The 17634-nt window shown below is 67.1% G+C and carries 15 protein-coding genes and 1 pseudogene; 5 read left to right on the forward strand and 11 right to left on the reverse strand.

Features of this window, described 5'->3' with window-relative positions; translation table 11 throughout:
- Window positions 1–104: 104 nt before the first annotated feature.
- The gene (locus tag AC27L4_RS27275) at window positions 105–410 is read right to left on the reverse strand and encodes a transposase (RefSeq protein ID WP_487146060.1); all 306 of its coding nucleotides are present in this window, start codon (window positions 408–410) and stop codon (window positions 105–107) included.
- Between the two features lie 90 nt (window positions 411–500).
- Here AC27L4_RS27275 and AC27L4_RS27280 point away from each other — a divergent pair, with 90 nt between their 5' ends.
- Window positions 501–1424 carry a hypothetical protein gene (locus AC27L4_RS27280; protein ID WP_487146069.1) on the forward strand — a complete coding sequence of 308 codons (924 nt, stop codon included), beginning with the start codon at window positions 501–503 and terminating at the stop codon, window positions 1422–1424.
- Window positions 1425–1496: 72 nt separating this feature from the next.
- Here the strand turns inward: AC27L4_RS27280 and AC27L4_RS27285 are convergent.
- Window positions 1497–1730: pseudogene (locus AC27L4_RS27285) on the reverse strand (Lrp/AsnC family transcriptional regulator); the annotation flags it as partial.
- A 304-nt stretch (window positions 1731–2034) separates the two neighbouring features.
- Between AC27L4_RS27285 and AC27L4_RS27290 the strand changes: the two are divergent.
- Window positions 2035–2460: a YciI family protein gene (locus tag AC27L4_RS27290; protein WP_487145753.1), complete on the forward strand. Its 426-nt coding sequence runs from the start codon at window positions 2035–2037 to the stop codon at window positions 2458–2460.
- Between the two features lie 402 nt (window positions 2461–2862).
- Here the strand turns inward: AC27L4_RS27290 and AC27L4_RS27295 are convergent, their stop codons facing one another.
- From AC27L4_RS27295 to AC27L4_RS27335, 9 genes are all read right to left on the reverse strand, one after another.
- The gene (locus AC27L4_RS27295) at window positions 2863–3480 is read right to left on the reverse strand and encodes a LysE family transporter (protein WP_487145755.1); all 618 of its coding nucleotides are present in this window, start codon (window positions 3478–3480) and stop codon (window positions 2863–2865) included.
- Between the two features lie 58 nt (window positions 3481–3538).
- Complete coding sequence (gene tdh, locus AC27L4_RS27300; protein ID WP_487145757.1) at window positions 3539–4567, reverse strand: L-threonine 3-dehydrogenase; 1029 nt, start codon at window positions 4565–4567, stop codon at window positions 3539–3541.
- Window positions 4568–4629: 62 nt separating this feature from the next.
- On the reverse strand, window positions 4630–5826 hold the full coding sequence (locus AC27L4_RS27305) for a glycine C-acetyltransferase (protein ID WP_487145759.1): 1197 nt from the start codon (window positions 5824–5826) through the stop codon (window positions 4630–4632).
- A 152-nt stretch (window positions 5827–5978) separates the two neighbouring features.
- The gene (locus AC27L4_RS27310) at window positions 5979–8300 is read right to left on the reverse strand and encodes a N,N-dimethylformamidase beta subunit family domain-containing protein (RefSeq protein ID WP_487145760.1); all 2322 of its coding nucleotides are present in this window, start codon (window positions 8298–8300) and stop codon (window positions 5979–5981) included.
- Window positions 8301–8443: 143 nt separating this feature from the next.
- Window positions 8444–10081: a branched-chain amino acid ABC transporter permease gene (locus AC27L4_RS27315; protein ID WP_487145761.1), complete on the reverse strand. Its 1638-nt coding sequence runs from the start codon at window positions 10079–10081 to the stop codon at window positions 8444–8446.
- 2 nt (window positions 10082–10083) lie between these two features.
- A complete protein-coding gene (locus AC27L4_RS27320; RefSeq protein ID WP_487145762.1) occupies window positions 10084–10983 on the reverse strand; it encodes a branched-chain amino acid ABC transporter permease in 900 nt (299 codons plus the stop codon).
- Between the two features lie 2 nt (window positions 10984–10985).
- Window positions 10986–11711 (reverse strand): ABC transporter ATP-binding protein, encoded by a 726-nt coding sequence (locus AC27L4_RS27325; RefSeq protein WP_487145764.1) that lies wholly within the window; start codon window positions 11709–11711, stop codon window positions 10986–10988.
- Window positions 11708–12481 (reverse strand): ABC transporter ATP-binding protein, encoded by a 774-nt coding sequence (locus AC27L4_RS27330; protein WP_487145766.1) that lies wholly within the window; start codon window positions 12479–12481, stop codon window positions 11708–11710. The genes AC27L4_RS27325 and AC27L4_RS27330 overlap by 4 nt, the downstream gene beginning before the upstream one ends.
- Complete coding sequence (locus AC27L4_RS27335; protein ID WP_487145768.1) at window positions 12469–13755, reverse strand: ABC transporter substrate-binding protein; 1287 nt, start codon at window positions 13753–13755, stop codon at window positions 12469–12471. Before AC27L4_RS27335 ends, AC27L4_RS27330 begins: the two co-directional genes overlap by 13 nt.
- 426 nt (window positions 13756–14181) lie before the next feature.
- Between AC27L4_RS27335 and AC27L4_RS27340 the strand changes: the two genes are divergently transcribed.
- The 3 genes from AC27L4_RS27340 to AC27L4_RS27350 are packed head-to-tail and all read left to right on the forward strand — an operon-like array spanning window position 14182 to window position 17588.
- Window positions 14182–14838, forward strand: a complete 657-nt coding sequence (locus tag AC27L4_RS27340) for a response regulator transcription factor (protein WP_487145769.1) — start codon at window positions 14182–14184, stop codon at window positions 14836–14838.
- A complete protein-coding gene (locus tag AC27L4_RS27345) occupies window positions 14825–16357 on the forward strand; it encodes a sensor histidine kinase (protein WP_487145771.1) in 1533 nt (510 codons plus the stop codon). Before AC27L4_RS27340 ends, AC27L4_RS27345 begins: the two co-directional genes overlap by 14 nt.
- A gap of 7 nt (window positions 16358–16364) precedes the next feature.
- A complete protein-coding gene (locus AC27L4_RS27350) occupies window positions 16365–17588 on the forward strand; it encodes an ABC transporter substrate-binding protein (RefSeq protein ID WP_487145772.1) in 1224 nt (407 codons plus the stop codon).
- The last annotated feature ends 46 nt before the right edge of the window (window positions 17589–17634 follow it).

The raw sequence follows: 17634 nt of genomic DNA on the forward strand, positions 1-17634 counted from the left end.
CCTGGAGTTGGGCCATGGAGAGGGGCGGCCAGACGATGGCACGCAGGGTGTTGGCGATGAGGCAGGTTCGGCGCCAGAGCGAGGGAGCGCGCGTGGCCTGGGCCTTAGGGGGGACTGTCGGCGCGTCCGGCCGCGGTCTCGTCGATCAGGAGGGCGATCAGCAGATGGGCAGTGATCCAGGTTTTGGCGAGGCCCGGGTCTTTGGCCGGCAGGCGGTCGAGATGCAGGATCGATTTCAAGCGATTGAAAGCCACTTCGATTTGCCAGCGAACCCGGTAGACGGCGGCCAGGGTTTCGGGCGGGAAGGCTGCGGCTTGGAGCGAGGTGATCAGGATCAGGTAGCCTGCGGCTTGGAAGGTGCGCGGAGTGATGCGTCGCTGATCCTTGCAGGCAGTTTTGCACGGAGGGATCTATCACCCCAAAGTCACCGGGACCGGGACCCTCTTGGGGTCGGGTTTGATTTGCAATAAAAATCAAGTTCCGACGCGGAACACTCGGCAATGAAATTTCTTTCTGCAATCCGCCGCGCCATTTTGGGGCCGAGCGTCAAGGACATCCAGGCATGGGTGCATGAGGAAGACCGACGGATCTCCCGCGAGGGGCTGACCCTAGCGCATTGGGAGTTGCCATTAAGCCTCAGCGAGCCGGCCTGCAGGCATAAGCCCGCTATGATCTGCCTGCCAAAAGAGGACTTTCTGGCGGCGCCGTGGCAATGCGCGCACTGTGCGGAACAACTGCGGTGGGCGACCGATCCGCATGCTGAAAGTGCCCGACTCATTGGAGAGGCCCGACTTACCGCAGAAGCCCGGCTCGCCGAAGAGGCCGAGCGCGCCGAAAAGGCACACCTTGCCGCAGAGGCCGTGCGCGCCAAACAAGCGCAGGCCCTTGATGACATGGAAGCTGCAAAGCACGTCGCGAGCGGCCTCGCATTCTTCGCCGAGTCCAGACGCCGCCTTGCTGGTCAGCCCACCCCGCGCCTCATCATCACACACTGCTGGAGCTATACGGACGACGTGACCAAGCCCTCCGCGCTTTGCGAAGAGCCCGGCGCTGTCGACTTGCTGCTGGCGCCCGCCTTCCGCGCCGCGCCCTTCCGCTGCAAGCAATGTGAGGACAGGCTCGGCGCCCTCGAAACCAGCCGCACCCTGACCGACACGCACGCGAGCGAGCGCTGGAAGCGCGGCTTGAAGGCGGCGCAGCCGGGCGAATTCAGGAACTATGAATATCGCCCGGCCATCGTCTCGGAGAACCGGATGCACGGCTGGCTTGTCAACCGGCCTGGCGGCCCCTGGCTCAAAAACAGCGTCTTCGAGATCGACAAATCGATGAGCCGCCATATGACCGAGATTGCATGGCGCGCCGGCTTCGAGCCCCACTTCGGCCCGCTTAACCTCTGGACCGTCCCCCTGGAATTTGACGAATGACCAGAGCCGCGAGGCCGGGCCACGGCGGAGCCCGCAAGGGTACGGGCCGCAAGGCGGCGAATGGGCGCGGCGCATTTCGGCGCGCTCGCTTTCCATCTCGACCTCGACGAAGAGCGTGATGGCATGGCCGACCTTGACCGGGTCGATCACGGCGACGTTGGCCTGGATGATCCCCAGTTCCTCCATCCGCTTGATGCGCCGCTGCACCGCGGGCGCGGACAGGTTGATCGCCTCCGCGATGGTCCGCTGCGGCGTCTTGTTGTCGCGCTGCAGGACCTTCAGGATGGCGATGTCGTGCCGATCCAGCCCCTGCGGCGCGGCCGTGGCGCTCCCGCTCGTGTCAGCCCCTCCGGACGAACCAGACGTGCCGGATGGTAGCGGAATCGGGGTGAAGGCGAGAAGGCTGAGCCATAATTCGGAATTTTCGAATGAAATCACTCTTTGAGAGTTAACCGGTCCGTTCAATGTAGTGACAGAGTTTCAACATCGGCCCCATGTCCAAAACCGTCCAGAAAATTTGCAGGACGATGTCGACTTCGGGAAGCCTCGTTCGTCGTTCCGACGCTGGCCGATGCAGCCGGCTCAGACAAGGAGAAGGACGATGCGGGTCATGGTGTTCGTGAAAGCCAGCGAGGACAGCAAAATGGGCGCGGCTCCCACGCCCGAACAGCTCGAGGCGTTCGCTGCGATGGACCGGTTCACCGAGGAACTGGTGAAGGCCGGCGTCTTCATTGCGGCCGCCGGCCTCCAGAACAGCCCCCAGGCGAGGCGCGTCATCTTCGAAGGCGCCGAGCGCACTGTCATCGACGGCCCCTTCTCCGAGAGCCGCGAATTGGTCGCCGGCTTCTCGATCTGGGAGGTCAAGGACATGGACGAGGCCGTGGCCTGGGTGAAGCGCAGCCCCAATGTCATGTCGTGCCGGAGCGAGATCGAGATCCGGCCATTCTACGAGGCGGCGGACCTGGCCGCGTTCATGACGCCCGAAGAGCTCGCGGCGCCCCGTGACGGGGAGCGCGGGAAGCTCGGCGTCGCCTGATACCGCCGGCCGGAGAGGACTCGCATCTCCTGCGGTCTTGGCCGAAAGGGCGGCATGACGACAGGCGAGACGGATCGGGCAATCGAAGCGACCTTTCGCATCGAACGGGTTCTGCTCATCGCGGGCCCCGCTTGCACGATGCGGAATGTCGAGGTCCACGAACTGACTCTTCTGCCGCCGGCTGCGACGTCGTCAACTTGACTCCCCTCCCCGCGCAGGGTGATCGGCCGCACCAAGCACCCAACCGCAGCATGCGGGCAAACCAACCCCTGGACAGGTGCTGCCTGTGGGGTAACGGGGGCACCACGGCAACGACACCGATCCACGTCCTCCCCGGCGCGGTCGGCCCGGGTCGGCAGAGGTCGAGGAGCCGCCGGTATGGCGTTCATTCCCGGACGGCGCCTACCGCGCCGTTGCGAGCTTCGCGCCCAGCCCCATCAGCGCAGCGCCCATGACCGCGTCGATGGGACGGCGGATGCGGGCATAGGCCGATCGCACCGCCGGCAGGGAGAAGGTGAAGGCGAGAAGGCTGAGCCAGGTGATCGTGATCGTCGCGACGATGGCGACGGTCACGCCATAAAGCCAGATCGGCGCATGGGCCGGCAGGAGCATGACGAACAGGCTGCCGAAGAACAGGGCGGTTTTGGGATTGGTCATGCCGACCAGGAATCCGGTCAGGAAAGGCGACCGTCCGGTCTGCGCCGGCTCGATCTGCGGTTCGCCGGCCTCCTGCCGCCAGGCCGAGACCAGCATCCGGCCACCGAGATAGACGAGGAACACGGCGCCGACGACCCGGATCGCCTCATAGAGCCATGAGAGCCTGGTCAGCAGCAGGCCGAGGCCGGTGATGGCCAATATCGCCCAGACGGCCACGGCGCAGGTGATGCCGAGCGCGACGGCGAAGCCCGCCTTCCGGCTGGCGAGCGCGCGGGACGTCACGGCAACGAAATCCGGGCCCGGGCTCATGCAGGCCAGCGCGACCACCCCGGCCAGGGCGAGCAATTGCGGTATGAACTCCATGCCGTCCCCTTTCCCGACCCGGATATCCCGTGGATCGGGACTGACAATCGACCGCCCGCTACGTCCAGTCCAGCACGATCTTGCCGCTCTCCCCGCGCGCCATGATCTCGAAGCCTTCGAGGTAGTCGGCCGCGGCCAGGCGGTGGGTGATCACCGGACGGATGTCGAGGCCGCTCTGCAGCATGGCCAGCATCTTGTGCCAGGTCTCGAACATCTCGCGGCCGTAGATGCCCTTGAGGGTCAGCATCTTGAAGACGATCTTGTTCCAGTCCACGGCGAAGGGCGCGGACGGAATGCCGAGCATGGCGATCCTGCCGCCCATCAGCATGACGTCGAGCATCTGCTGGAAGGCCGGCGGCGCGCCGCTCATCTCCAGGCCGACGTCGAAGCCCTCCTTCATCTTCAGGCGGGCCATGACGTCGCGCAGCTCCTCCCGCGCGGTGTTGACCGGCGTGACGTCGGCGACCTTCGTCGCCAGGGCGAGCCGCACCGGATTGATGTCAGTGATGACGACATGGCGGGCGCCGGCATGGCGGGCCACGGCGCCGGCCATGATGCCGATCGGCCCGGCGCCGGTGATCAGCACGTCCTCGCCGACGAGGTCGAAGGACAGGGCGGTGTGCACGGCATTGCCGAGCGGATCGAGGATGGCGCCGAGTTCGTCGTCGATCTCGTCGGGCAGCGGCACGATGTTGAAGGCCGGCACCTTGACATATTCGGCGAAGGCGCCGGGCATGTTGACGCCGATGCCGCGGGTCTCCGGGTCGAGGTGGAACTTGCCGGCCCGCGTCGCCCGGCTGCGCATGCCGATGACGTGGCCCTCGCCGGAGACGCGCTGGCCGAGCCTCAGGTTGCGCACATGCGAGCCGACCTCGACGATCTCGCCGGAATATTCGTGCCCCACCACCATGGGCACGGGAATGGTCTTCTGGGCCCAGGGGTCCCATTTGTAGATGTGGACGTCGGTGCCGCAGATGCCGGTCTTGCGCACCTTCACCAGGACGTCGTCCTGGCCGATGACCGGCACCGGCTCGGTCTCGGAGAGCCAGAGCCCGGGCTCGGGGCGGGACTTGACGAGGGCTTTCATGGGGCGATGCCTCTGCGGTTCGATGCGGGCAGGCAGAGTGAGATGTGGCCCTCCGTCCCGGGCTACACCAGCCCCATCGCCCGCCCGGCATCGGTGAAGGCCTCGACGGCGAAGTCGATATCGGCCTCGGTCAGCCCGGCCGACATCTGGGTGCGGATGCGGGCCCGCCCCTTGGGCACGACCGGGAAGAAGAAGCCGGCGACATAGACACCGCGCTCGTCGAGGGCGCGCGCCATCTCCTGGGCGCGGCGGGCGTCGTGCAGCATCACCGGGATGATCGGCGTCTCGCCCTCGAGCAGCTCGAAGCCCGCCCTGGCGAGGCCGGCGCGGAAGCGGCGGGCATTGGCGAACAGGCGGGCGCGCAGGTCGTCCCCCGTCTCGGCCAGCTCGATCGCCTTGATCGAGCCGGCCGCCACCGGCGGGGCCAGCGAGTTGGAGAAGAGATAGGGCCGCGCCCGCTGGCGCAGCAGGTCGACGATCGGCTGGCTGGCGGCGACATAGCCGCCCATCGCCCCGCCCAGCGCCTTGCCGAGCGTGCCGGTGAGGATGTCGACCTTGTCGGCGACGCCGGCCCGGAACGGCGTGCCCCGTCCCTGCTCGCCGATGAAGCCGGTGGCGTGGCAGTCGTCGACCAGCACGGCCGCGCCGTAGCGGCCGGCGAGGTCCGTGATGCCGGCGAGGTCGGCGAGGTAGCCGTCCATCGAGAACACGCCGTCGGTGGCGATGAGGATGTGGCGGGCCTTGTCGGCCTTCGCGGCCTTGAGCTGACTCTCCAGCTCGTCCATGTCGCCGTTGGCGAAGCGGTAGCGGCGCGCCTTGCACAGCCGGACGCCGTCGATGATCGAGGCATGGTTGAGGCTGTCGGAGATGATGGCGTCCTCGGCGCCGAGCAGCGGCTCGAACACGCCGCCATTGGCGTCGAAGCAGGCTGCGAACAGGATGGCGTCATCCTTGCGGAGATAGCGGGCGATCGCCTGCTCCAGGGCCCGGTGCAGGGTCTGCGCCCCGCAGATGAAACGCACCGAGGCCATGCCGAAGCCGAATTCGTCCATGGCCGCCTTGGCGGCGGCGATGATTTCGGGATTGTCGGCCAGGCCGAGATAGTTGTTGGCGCACAGGTTCAGCATCGGCCGGCGGCGCCCGTCCGCCTCGACCTCGATGCGGGCGCGCTGGGGCGTGGCGAGGAGGCGCTCACGCTTGGTGAGGCCCTCGGCCTCGATCTCGGCGAGCGTCTGGCGGACATGGTCGAGGAGGGACATGGGCGCGACTCCGAGGCATCAGAGGCTCTGTCCGCCAAGAGGTAGAAGAAAAGCGGCGGGATCACAAACCCCGCCGCCATGCCAATTTGGAATGCGATCATGCCGGCCGCCCGGCGCCGCAGCGACGGACGTGCCCCCTCAGACGCGACGGGTCACTTCCACTGCTTCTCGTCGTTGATCCAGGCCGATCCGGGCAACGCCCCGGGCTTGATGAAGGCGTCGACCACGTTGGAGAGCATGCGCGAGACGTTGTTGTCGAAATTCCTGGCCGGCAGGGCCTGGCCGAAGCCGATCGAGCCGCCGCAGAACACCGCGCCGTCGTTCCAGGTGGGGAAGAAGGTGATGTCGCCGCGGATGCGATAGTCCTGGCTGCCGGCGAGGCCGGGATAGGGGTAGAGGATCTCCTCGATCGACAGGAGGTAGTTGTCGCTGTGCCCGCCCGAGGAGGCGAGGATCTTGGTGTGGGGCGGCGTTCCCAGGCTGAGGTCGTAGCGATCGAGCTCCAGGCCCGCCGCGCCGCCGTAGCACAACCCCTCCTCGCCGATCATCTCGCCCTCGACGCCCTTCATGATCCAGGCCACCTGGCGGTGATAACTGTCGGGCATGCGCCGGTAGGGACGGCTGGTCTCGAAGCCCTCGGCGATGAAGCCGACCCCGACGAGCTTTTGCGGCGGGCGCCCGAGATTCTTCCAAAGGCCGCTCTTCTGGCCGGTGGTGGCGAGATAATGCTCGCCGGGACGGGCATTCCAGGCCCGCATGCCGGAATCGAGCTTGCGGACCTCCATGATCCAGGGTTCGTCGTCGCGGAAGGCGACGTTCCAGTAGTAGCCGTTGCCGCCCATGTAGATGTAGCGGCCGCCGCCGGCGATATAGTCCTCGGTGGCGTCGAGCATCCTCTCCGAATAGTACTCGCCATGCGTGCCGGAGATCGCGCATTTGTACGGCCGCAGCGCCTCGGCGCCGTCACGGTGGAGATCCTCGTCCGTGATCACCTCGTAGTCGTATTTCCTGTGCTCCAGCCAGGCGATGATCGACAGGTCCGCCGGGAACTGCCAGGGCACGCCCATGCTCGACATCCGGTGCTTCGGGCGCATGTTGATCACCGGCCGGCGATAGGAGCTGTAGCAGACCCCGGCGCCGTCCTCCCAGCAGTCGTAGGTGGACAGGCCGAAATCGAGGTTCTTGTACATCTCCACGTCGATGTCGGCGATGATCGGCGGCTGGCCGGTCATCGGCTGGATGATCTGCGCGTCGAAGCTGAGATGCTCGTTGGCGTAGGCGAGATAGCTCGCGGTCGGCACGACGAACACGAGCGGCGCGCGCGGCTGCTTCGCCCGGACGAAGAACACGATGTATTCCTCGGCGAGGCCGCTGCCCGGGCCCGCCCTCAGGCGCATGGCATAGGCCCCCGACCTCAGCGTCTCCGGCAGGACCAAGCTCTTCGTCACCTTCCAGTTGCAGTCGATCACCGCATCATGGTGGAACTCGACGCCGCCATATTCGCGCGGCTCGAGGCGGAAGCTGTCGTTGCGCCCGTTCCAGTTCCAGCCGGTCTGGCCGCGGACGGGACGATTGTAGCCCCTGGCATGCAGGCCGTTCGGCCCGACGTCGACGACGGTGTCGCCGATGCCGGTATCGGTGTAGCCCTCGGTCGTGTCCCAATAGGCCACCAGCCCGTCCCGGCCCGGCGCCTCGCCGCGCGCCAGCGCATCGATCTCCTGCCGGCTCAGCGCCCGGTCATAGAGGCCCGGCCGGTCGATCTTGCCGGAATAGGTCTGCGAGACGAAATGGCCGCGCGTCTCGTGAAAATCGCGTGAGCCGGCGATCAGGAAGGGCGTGTCCGGCAGGTTCTCCTGGCGGAAGCGAAACACTTCCGAGACATGCGAGCGATAGTCGATCGGGGCGACCCGGCCGAGCAGGCCGTTGTAGCGCGTCGTCACCGATTGCTGGTGGACGGTGGCGCGGCCGCTCGCGGCGTCGAACGTCGCGGCGACGAAGTACCACATGGACCGAAAGAGCTTCACCTCGGTCTTGAGATAGTCGACCTCGTCGCCGCGCCCGACCCAGAACTCCAGATAGCCCTCCTGGTTGATGCCCAGGCAGTAGCCGTGGTTGCGGTCATTGTCCCAGCGCCCCACCAGGCATTGGCGCCGGCCGTCGCCCGGCAGGCCGGGGTTGACGAAGGCGAACAGCGTCATGCTTCCCTCGAGCGACAGCTTGCGCCCGGGATCCTCGACCGTCAGGAACGAGCCGATCTGGGTGTATTGCTTCTCGACCGCCCAGGTGCCGTTGGCGGCGCAGTCGACCGCCTCGTCGATATAGCCCGGGCCGATCGGGTTCTCGTCGCCGTGGATCAGGCGGACGAGCTGGGCCTCGGCCGTGCTCGTGCCGTCGGCATTGACGTGAAAGTCGATGGTCTCGCCCGGCTTGACCGAGATGCGGTCGGTGTAACCAAAGAGCTTGATCTGGGCCATGTCGTCCAACTGTCATGCCAGGCAGAGTCCGGGAGACCGCCTCGCGGCCTTCCGCCGGACATCTGCGTCCAAGTGGGGGATCCCGGCAGGCGGATCGCCGAGGCTCCGTCTGCCGGGGTGCGGTTCGCGGTCGACCGGGTCCGTCAGGACTCCATCAGGTCCTGCACGCGCCGCATGAACACGCCGTGATAGGCGTCGTCCTGGGTGGGATAGACCTTGTCCTCGACGACGCGGGGCGCGACGCCCCTGTGGCCCGACAGCGCGACGATACGATAGGCCTTGAAGGGCTCGATCACCTGGATGGCGTATTTGTCGGGCTGGGGCTGGCGCCGGAAATACAGCAGCACGCGCTCCAGCGCCTCGCTGTGCTGGCCGAGCGGGCTGCGCCGATGCTCCTCGATCAGGGCCGGCGAGATCAGCGTCTTCAGGAAGTCGCGCTGCATCTTGTCGTAGCGCCGCCAGAAGACCAAGTCCTTGTTCGCGGTTTCGGTGGCTTCCTCCGGCAACATCTCGCCTCCTTTCTCGGCTCTCGACGAGCGACGCTCGCTTTTCTTCTTGTCCCGCCAGGCGCGGAACTGCTGCTTGATCCCGAACAGGCCGCCGCGCAGGAACAGCACGACGAGCAGCATGATCAGGCCGATGGCGATCAGCCGCAGCGGCCCCCAGCTGATCAGGACCTTGTCGAGGAACACGACGATCGCCGTGCCGACGACGGCGCCCTCGGCCCGGCCGATCCCGCCGATCACCAGCATGGCGAGGCCGAGCAGCACGGTGTCGAAGCTGAAGATGGAGAAGCCGACGCCGCGGTAATGGGCCGCGTAGAAGCCGCCGATGAAGCCCAGCGCGATCGAGGAGAACACGAAGACCTGGATGCGGGCCCGGCGATAGTCGACGCCGGTCGCCTCGGCGAAGGCCTCGCGCTTCTCCGGCGCCATGCGCAGGATGCGCCCGAGCCGGCGGCCGTCCAGCATGCGGTAGAACAGCAGGGCCGCCATCATCAGCGCCAGCGCGGCGTAATAGCCGAGCAGCGACTGGTGCAGGGGCGACCAACCGGCCGGGATATAGGTGTCGGCTCCGTAGAGGCCGCCGGTGGCGGCGCCGAAGATCTTCGACTGCAGGAAATAGACGCGGCAGAGCTCGTTCAGCCCGAGCGTCAGCAGGGCGTAGTAGAAGCCGTCGAGCCGCGTGGCCGGGATGGCGATGACCACGCCGAAGACAAGGCCGACGGCGGCTCCCAGGATGGGCAGGATCCACCAGGGAATGCCATAGGCCACCGACAGCCAGGTGGTGATGAAGGCCGCCGCCCCCACCACGGCATAGGTCGCCAGCGAGAACACGCTGGCCGTGCCGATGATCAGCATCCAGCACAGGTTGATCGCCGCATAGATGCCGAAGAAGGCGCCGGCGGTCAGCAGGGTGTTCTGCAGGCTGTCGGGGAACAGCATTGGCGCCAGCATCAAGAAGAACAGGCCGAGCACCCACCAGATCGGGCGCTTGTCGACGATCGTCTTCTCGCGCCGCAGCGTCTTGGGATTGTATTCGCCGCGGATGCTGAGCAGCCGGCGGCGGGTCGGCCAATAGCGCAGCTTGGACCAGAGCCTGTCGCCGTGTCCCGGCCATTTGTAGTAGTAGCGCAGGCGCCCGACCGGCAGCAGCGGCACCCGCGACCGGCGGGTTTCGTTCCAGGGTTCGGCGTGGTCGCGGTGGGGATTGGTCGGCAGGTCCTCGACCGCGTTCTTCACCCCCCAGCCGAAGAGGGGGTTGCGCCAGGTGTCGCTCATGATCAGGCTTCCCGCGCCTTGTCGAGGATGCCGGCAATGCCGCGCGGGCGCACCAGCAGGATCAGGATGATGAGGAGGAACTGGGTCATCAGGACGTATTGCCCGCCCAGCATCACGCTGGTCAGCGCCTCGTTGAGGCCGAGGAGCAGGGCGGCGATCACTGCTCCGCGCACGCTGCCCAGCCCGCCGCACAGGGCGATGCTCACGCCCTTGATCATCGGCGTCAGGCCGTTGAAGGGCTGGATGTAGTAGGTCTGGGACAGGAGCACCGCCGCCAGGCCGGCAAGCCCGCCGGTGATGGCCATGACGTAGAAGCCGGTGCGCCGGACGCCGATGCCGACGATGGAGGCGGCGTGCGGGTTCATCATCATGGCCCGGATCTCCAGGCCGCGCCGGCTGGAGCGCATCCACTTCAGCACCACGACGAGGAGCACGATCGAGGCGAGGACGTTGCCGATCTTGTCCGCGGTGAAGACCAAGCCGAAGGCCGAGACCTTGCCCGTGCCGAAGATGTCCGGCAGCGTCTTCGACCGGGGGCCGAACCACCACATCAGCGCCTGGGTGCCGACCAAGCTGATCGCCAGGGTGGCGATCATGCCGCGCACGGTGAAATTGGGCTTGTCGTGGATGGGGATGAAGGCGAGCGCGCAGACGATCACGCCGCCCAGCGCGCCGGTGACGAGGCCGGCCAGCAGCACCAGCGGGCCGATGGCGGCGCGCGGCACGAGTCCGCCCGCATACTGGTAGAACAGCCAGGCGCCGTAGCCCGACAGCGCGAAGATGAAGCCGTATCCCAGGTTCAGCAGGCCCAGGCTCGACCAGGTGATCGAGATGCCGATGGCCAGCGTGCCGTAGATGCAGGCGAGGACGATCGCGTTCGACAGGATAAACGGCCAATCCATCCCTAGATTTCCCTCTTGGCGCTGAGCATCAGGGCGGCGGACGCCTCGCCCTTGAGCTTGCCCACATGCATGCCGATGATCCGGTCGACCCGCCCTTCCAGCAGGGCGACGTTCTGCTCGGCGATGACCATGGCCGACTCCCCCAGCTCGATGCTCATCAGGGCGTCGAGCACGCCCTTGCCGATCTTGGGGGCGAGGCCGAGCGAGGGCTCGTCGACCAGGAACAGCGAGGCTTCGGCCATCAGGCCGCGCCCGATCGAGACCATGCGCCGCTCGCCGCCGGACAGGCGGCCGACCGGGGTGTGCCGCAGCTTCACCAGCGGCGGGAAGATCGCGTAGATCCGTTCCTTGCGCTGCGCCCGCTCGCGCCAGGCGCGCGGCGTGAAGGCGCCGGAATCGAGGTGTTCCTCCACCGTCAGGCCATGGAAGATCTCGTCGCCCTGCGGGATCAGCGCCAGGCCCTGGCGCACCACCAGATGGGTGTAGCGCCCCGGTCCCTGGCTGCGGGTGCGGCCGATCTGCCGGCCGTTGAGCAGGATGGAGCCACGCTGCCAGCCGGTGAGCCCGGCGATGCCGTAGAAGAGCGTGGTCTTGCCGTGGCCGTTGAGGCCGACGAGGCCGATACGCTCGCCCGCCCGGACGATCAGGTCGAGATCATGGATGACGCGCAAGGGCCCCCAGCCGGCGGACAGGCCCTTCACGTTGAGGATTTCGCGTCCCTGGGTCATTCGACGCCGCCCTCCTCCACCGTCTCGAAATAGGCGGCGTGCACCTTCGGATCCTCCAGGATCGCGGCCAGCGAGCCCTCGGCGATGACCTCGCCGGCATCCATGACCATCACGCGGTCGGCGATGGTCTCGAGCAGCTCGATGCGGTGCTCGACGATGATGATGGCAACGTTCATCTCCTTGGAGAGGAGGCGGATGAGATGATCGATCTCGTCGACCTCCGAGTTGATCAGCCCGGCCGCCGGCTCGTCCATCAGCAGCAGCGCCGGCCGGCGCATCAGCAGGCAGGCGAGCAGCAGCTTGCGCCGGTTCAGCGTCTCCAGGCCGCTGGTCGGCTCGTCGGGAGCGACATGCAGGCCGACCAGCTCGGCGCCGTATTCGGCATCGAAGCGGGTGAGATAGGGACGATAGGCCTGGCGGGCGGCCTTGAAGGTCTGGCCGACCGTCAATTCGTCCGGCACCACCGGCGTCTGGTAGGTGCGGCCGATGCCGAGCCGGGCCCGGGCGTGCAGCGGCAGCGCCGTGACGTCCTCGCCGCGGAAGCGGACCGCGCCGGACTTCGGCCGCATGCGCCCCGACAGCACCTCGAACAGGCTGGTCTTGCCGGCGCCGTTCGGACCGATCACGCCGAGCACTTCTCCCGGCCGCACCGAGAGGTTGATATCGCGCAGGATCTCGCGCCCCCCGAGGTCGAGCGCGATGTGCTCCCCCGAGAACAGGGGGGAGGACCGGTCGGTCCCGCCCCCTGCCCCACCTCTCAGCCCCACCATGGCGCAGGCCGAAGCTCGGACTCGGAGATTTCGTTGGGATAGACGATCTTATGCTCGCCGTCCTGGACCTGGACGTAGAGCTGCGCCATGCCCTTCTCCAGCTCGGTCGCCGAGATGGGATAGCCGTTGTCCGGGAAGTGCGCCGCCTCCTGGTATTCGTTGTTCATGTCCATGTAGCCGCAGACGCCGCGATAGGGATTGGCGCGGATCCAGTCGCAGACCGCCTTGAAGTCCTCGGGCTTGCCGACCGCTTCCCAGGCCAGCTTCAGCCATTGGACGATGTCGTAGCCGTTACCGGTGTAGACGAGGCCCATCGTGCCGGGGAAACGCTCCTGGTACTTCTTGCGATAGGCCTTGCCCTTGTCGTCGGCATAGATGCCCAGCACGGTCGACCAGCAGAAGCCGTTGGCGGTCTCGCCGGCGAGCTCGAGGAACTCGGGCTGGGACGGGCCGTACTGCAGATAGACCAGCGAATCCTTCACCGGGTCGGCCTGGAACTGCTTGCAGAAGGCGGCATATTCGGCCGCGACCCAATGGTCGATCATGATGGCGGCGGCATCGACCTCCTTGAGCTTCTGGATCACCGGGGCCCAGTCCTGCACCGGGAACTGGATGTCGGTGATGGCGGCCACCTCGAAGCTGCCCCGCTTCTTCAGGGCCTCCTGGGCCGCCTTGGAGATGGTCTGGCAGTAGGCGACCTGCTCCTGGACGATGTGCACCTTGCGGTTCTTCGGCTTCCAGACGCCGCGTTTCTCCTCGTGCTCCAGCCAGAGCGGATAGGTGTAGCCGTAATGGATCTCGGAGGGATCGGTCTGGAAGATGTGGGCGTATTTCTGCGGGTCGGCCTTGAAGGCCAGCGTGGCGGCGCGCTGCGTGTTGCCCTGCAGGTAGGGGCACTTGTACTTGGCCGATTCGTCCATCGCCGGGATCGGCGCGAACAGGAAGGAGTTGGAGATGGCGTGGACCTTGGCGTCCACGCAGGCCGCGACCGCCTGGGCGCAGCTCTCGGGCGACAGCTTGTCGACGTCGGTGACGAAGAGCTTGAGCGGGCGGCCGAGGATGCCGCCGGCGGCGTTGATCTCCTCCAGCGCCAGCGTGGTGCCGTTGAGATGGTCCTGGTCGTCGGCAACGCCCGCCGCCGCCGTCTGGGAGGTCGGCACGCCGATGACGATCGGCTCCCCCGCGGCGAAGGCGGGCGCCCGCGCCACCCAAGGCATGGCCACGGCCGCGCCCGCCCCCGCCAGGACCGTCCGCCTGGAGAATCTCACCGTCATCGCAAAGTCTCCCCTTCAACGCCTTCCTGACCGGAGGCGAATTAGCTATGGCGTCTAGAATCTTTTTATATGTCTATAGCGGAAAGCTAGATTCTATGATTAGCTGATGTCAAGAGCGATACCGCCGATTTCGATGACACACCGCAGAGGATCGAACGCGTGCCTTCCAGGACGGACCATGGTCCGTTCGCGATGCATCCGGAAATGAAATCCCGTCTGCCGTTCCGCGCTCGCTCGTTTGCATATTCACGTCATAGTCAAAACGTCTAGAAATTTTCGAGGCAGAGTCAGGACGAATGCAGCCGGTTTTTCCAGGCGGTAGCAGCAGCCCAGCGCCCGATCTCGCCCTGTCCGCGGCGGCATGCCCTGCTTGTGGCCCCTGTTCCATTGGTGCTAATCGGCTGGCGCAGGCGGACATGGACAGTCATGAAGATCTTGATAGCCGACGATCACTGGGTGGTCCGGGAATCGCTCAAGCTCGTCATGGGCCGCATCCATCGGCGCTTCGTCTCGCTGGAGGCAGGGACCTTCCAGGAAGCCAAGGGCATCCTGCGCCAGCATCCCGATGTTGACCTCATGCTCGTCGACCTGATCATGCCCGGCTTCGACCAGTTCGCCGGCCTGCAGGAACTGCGGCAGGAGTTCCCCGACATTCCCGTCGTGGTGGTGTCCGTGCACGACGATGCCGAATACATCGTCCGCTCCATCAGCTATGGCGTGGTCGGCTACATCCCCAAGACCGCCGGAGGCGAGGACATCGAGCGGGCGCTCGAGCGCGTCCTCGCCGGCGAGGTTTCCTTTCCCCGCACCATCCTGCAGAAGGCCGGCCCCGCCGATCGCAGGACCGCCCCGCGAGCCGCGCCTGCCGCCCCGTCGGCGGAGGCCGACACCCTGACGCACCGGGAGAAGGAAGTGCTGGGCTTCCTCGGCAACGGCCTGTCCGTGGCCAGGATCGCCGGCGAGCTCTCCCTGTCGCCGCACACCGTGCGCGTGCATATCGGCAACATGGCCAAGAAGCTGGGGCTCAAGGACCGGGCAGCCCTGATCCACTACGCCGTGAGCCAGGCGCATGCCGGCACCTGACGGCCGCAGCGCCCCTCCCATCGCCGCCGCGCTGCCGCTCGACGCGCTGAGATACGGGCTGGCCCTCTGGTCCGCCGACGGACGCCTCCTCTACCGCAACGCCGGCTTCGGCGAGATCTATTTCAGCGCCCGGCCGCTGCTGGAGCCCGGCCTCGACTATGCCGACTTCCTGCGTGCCATCGTCCGCTCCGGCGAAGTCGCGACTTCCCTGGACGCGGAATCCTGGGTCGAACAGGGCCGTGCCGAACTGCTTCAGCCCGGCCAGACCGAGCACCCCTTCGCCGACGGCCGGACCTTCGAGGTCATGCGCGACCGCGACGACGACGGCAACGTGCTGATGACGGCGATCGACGTCACCTCGGCCCGGCGCGGCTCCGAGGCCCTGCGCCAGGCCAAGCAGATCGCCGAGCAGGCCGACCATTCCAAGTCGCGGTTCCTGCGCGCCGCCAACCACGACCTGCGGCAGCCGCTCTCGACGCTGAAGATCCTGATCTACAACTGCGTGAACGAGGAGGACGCCGAGCACCGCGCCGACCTGCTGCACGCCATGGACATCAGCGTGTCGATCATGGAGGACCTGCTCAACGCCCTCCTCCAGATCGGCCAGCTCGACGCCGGCCGGATCGCACCGAAGGTCACCAGCTTCCAGATCTCACAGCTGCTCGACCGGCTCGACGTGCAATTCCGGCACCAGGCGCAAGACAAGGGGCTGGACCTGCGGATCGTGCGCTCCCACGCGACCGTGCGCACCGACCGTGCCCTGCTGGAGCGCATCCTCAGCAACTTCGTCGCCAACGCCCTGCAATACACGGCCGCCGGCTCGATCCTGGTCGGCTGCCGCAAGAGCGGCGGCAGGCTGCGCCTGGAGGTGTGGGACACCGGGCGCGGCATCGAGGCCCAGCACATCGAGCGCATCTTCGACGAGTTCTACCAGGTCGTCGAGACCACGCGCAAAGCCGGGCTCGGCCTCGGGCTCAGCATCGTCAAGCGCCTGGCCGACCTGCTCGAGCACCGGATCTCCGTCGTCTCGCGCCCGGGCCGCGGCTCCGTCTTCCGCGTCGAGCTGCCGCTCGGCGACGTCTGGCAGAGCGACATGGGCGAACCGGAGATCAGCGAGACCATCGGCGGCGAGTTCATGGGGCGCCTCGTCCTGCTGGTCGAGGACGACAACGTCCTGCGGCAGGCGACGACCGAGCTCCTGGAGCGCTGGGGCATCACCGTCCACGCCGCCACCACCCTCGACGACGCGCAGGCCCTCCTCCGCGACCTCGGCGCGCCGCCCGACCTGATCATCTCCGACTACAGCCTGCGCGGCATGCACGGCTCGGACGTGGTGCGCCGCATCTGCGACCATCTCCAGGCGGAGATCCCGAGCATCATCGTCACGGCCGACACCGACCCGACCCTGATCGCGACGCTGCGCGCCGAGGGTTATCCGGTGCTGCTGAAGCCGGTGAGCCCGCCGCGCCTGCGCGTCCTCATGCACAACCTGCTCTACGAGCCTCTCAACGAAAGGTGATGACGCCGTGGCGGCCGAGACCGACATTCCGATCGGAAGCATGGTTCCCCTGACGGGCCCCTCGGCGGCCGACGGCATCGAGTTCCGCAACGGCCTGACCCTCGCCGTCGAGGACATCAACCGCCGCGGCGGCATCCTCGGCCGGCCGGTCCGCCCGATCTTCGTCGACACCGGCCGCCAGACCGCGGAGGAGGTGGTGCGCGCCGCCGGCCATCTCGTCGACCAGCACCGGGTCCATGCCATCATCAACGGCTACAACATCGGCGCCCAGAACGCCGAGTACGAGCCCGTGGCCGACGCCGGCGTCCTCTACATCCACCACAACACGCTGCTGCAGCACCACGACACCATCGCCGGGGATCCCCAGCGCTATTTCGGCTGCTTCATGGGCGATCCGGCCGAGTACTGGTACGGCCAGGGCTTCATCAAGTTCATCTCCTGGCTGCGCGACAGCGGCCAGTGGCGCCCCGACAGCAACCGGATCGCCATCCTCTCCGGGGCCAAGCCCTACAGCATCGTCATCGCCAACGGCATGGCCGCCGCGGCCCCGCATTTCGGCTGGAAGGTGGCGAGCGGCCCCACCATCCTGCCGGCGCCGGTCGGCAACTGGGACGCAGCCATCGAGACGGCGCGCGCAGTCGACCCGGCCGTGCTGGTCAACACGCATTTCTATCCCGGCGATCTCGCACAGTTCCATCGCCGCTTCGTGGCGCGCCCGATCCCCTGCCTCGTCTACCTGCAATACGGCGCCATGCACCAATCCTTCGTCGACAGCCTGGGCAAGGCGGCGGAAGGCGTGATCGTCAGCACGGTGATCGGCCTGCTGCGCGACGAGATCGGCCAGCGCTTCCAGCAGACCTATCGCGAACGCTTCGGACCGGAGAGCACGCCGCAGATCGGCTGCCAGACCTACGCCGCCATGCAGCACTTCGCCCTGGCGGCGGCGCTGGCCGGCGGCAGCGGCCCGCCCGGCGCGTTCGAGCGCAACCGCATCGTCGCCCAGAGGCTGCGCGAGACCATCTTCCGGACGGTGGTGGGCACCATCCGCTACCACCCGGCCTGGCAGGCCGCCGTGCCCTATCCCGATGCGACCAGCGACCCCTCGCTCGGCCTCCCGCATTTGTTCTACCAAATCCAGGACGTGACGCGCGAGCAGGCCCTGATCGCCCCCGAGCCCTACAACACCTCGCGCTTCGTCCTGCCGCCCTGGATGGCGGCGACCGGCGGGTGAGGCTGCCGGCGGCGGTACGAGCGAAGCGCAAGTGCCGGCGGATCAA

The sequence above is a fragment of the Labrys sp. Lb11 genome (assembly GCF_057554225.1).

What these genes read in the sequence shown, in the direction of transcription:
- AC27L4_RS27280 (WP_487146069.1), top strand. Translation starts at nt 501, where the DNA reads ATGAAATTTCTTTCTGCAATCCGCCGCGCCATTTTGGGGCCGAGCGTC.
- AC27L4_RS27290 (WP_487145753.1), top strand. Translation starts at nt 2,035, where the DNA reads ATGGTGTTCGTGAAAGCCAGCGAGGACAGCAAAATGGGCGCGGCTCCC.
- AC27L4_RS27295 (WP_487145755.1), bottom strand. Translation starts at nt 3,480, where the DNA reads ATGGAGTTCATACCGCAATTGCTCGCCCTGGCCGGGGTGGTCGCGCTG.
- tdh (WP_487145757.1), bottom strand. Translation starts at nt 4,567, where the DNA reads ATGAAAGCCCTCGTCAAGTCCCGCCCCGAGCCCGGGCTCTGGCTCTCC.
- AC27L4_RS27305 (WP_487145759.1), bottom strand. Translation starts at nt 5,826, where the DNA reads ATGTCCCTCCTCGACCATGTCCGCCAGACGCTCGCCGAGATCGAGGCC.
- AC27L4_RS27310 (WP_487145760.1), bottom strand. Translation starts at nt 8,300, where the DNA reads ATGGCCCAGATCAAGCTCTTTGGTTACACCGACCGCATCTCGGTCAAG.
- AC27L4_RS27315 (WP_487145761.1), bottom strand. Translation starts at nt 10,081, where the DNA reads ATGAGCGACACCTGGCGCAACCCCCTCTTCGGCTGGGGGGTGAAGAAC.
- AC27L4_RS27320 (WP_487145762.1), bottom strand. Translation starts at nt 10,983, where the DNA reads ATGGATTGGCCGTTTATCCTGTCGAACGCGATCGTCCTCGCCTGCATC.
- AC27L4_RS27325 (WP_487145764.1), bottom strand. Translation starts at nt 11,711, where the DNA reads ATGACCCAGGGACGCGAAATCCTCAACGTGAAGGGCCTGTCCGCCGGC.
- AC27L4_RS27330 (WP_487145766.1), bottom strand. Translation starts at nt 12,481, where the DNA reads ATGGTGGGGCTGAGAGGTGGGGCAGGGGGCGGGACCGACCGGTCCTCC.
- AC27L4_RS27335 (WP_487145768.1), bottom strand. Translation starts at nt 13,755, where the DNA reads ATGACGGTGAGATTCTCCAGGCGGACGGTCCTGGCGGGGGCGGGCGCG.
- AC27L4_RS27340 (WP_487145769.1), top strand. Translation starts at nt 14,182, where the DNA reads ATGAAGATCTTGATAGCCGACGATCACTGGGTGGTCCGGGAATCGCTC.
- AC27L4_RS27345 (WP_487145771.1), top strand. Translation starts at nt 14,825, where the DNA reads ATGCCGGCACCTGACGGCCGCAGCGCCCCTCCCATCGCCGCCGCGCTG.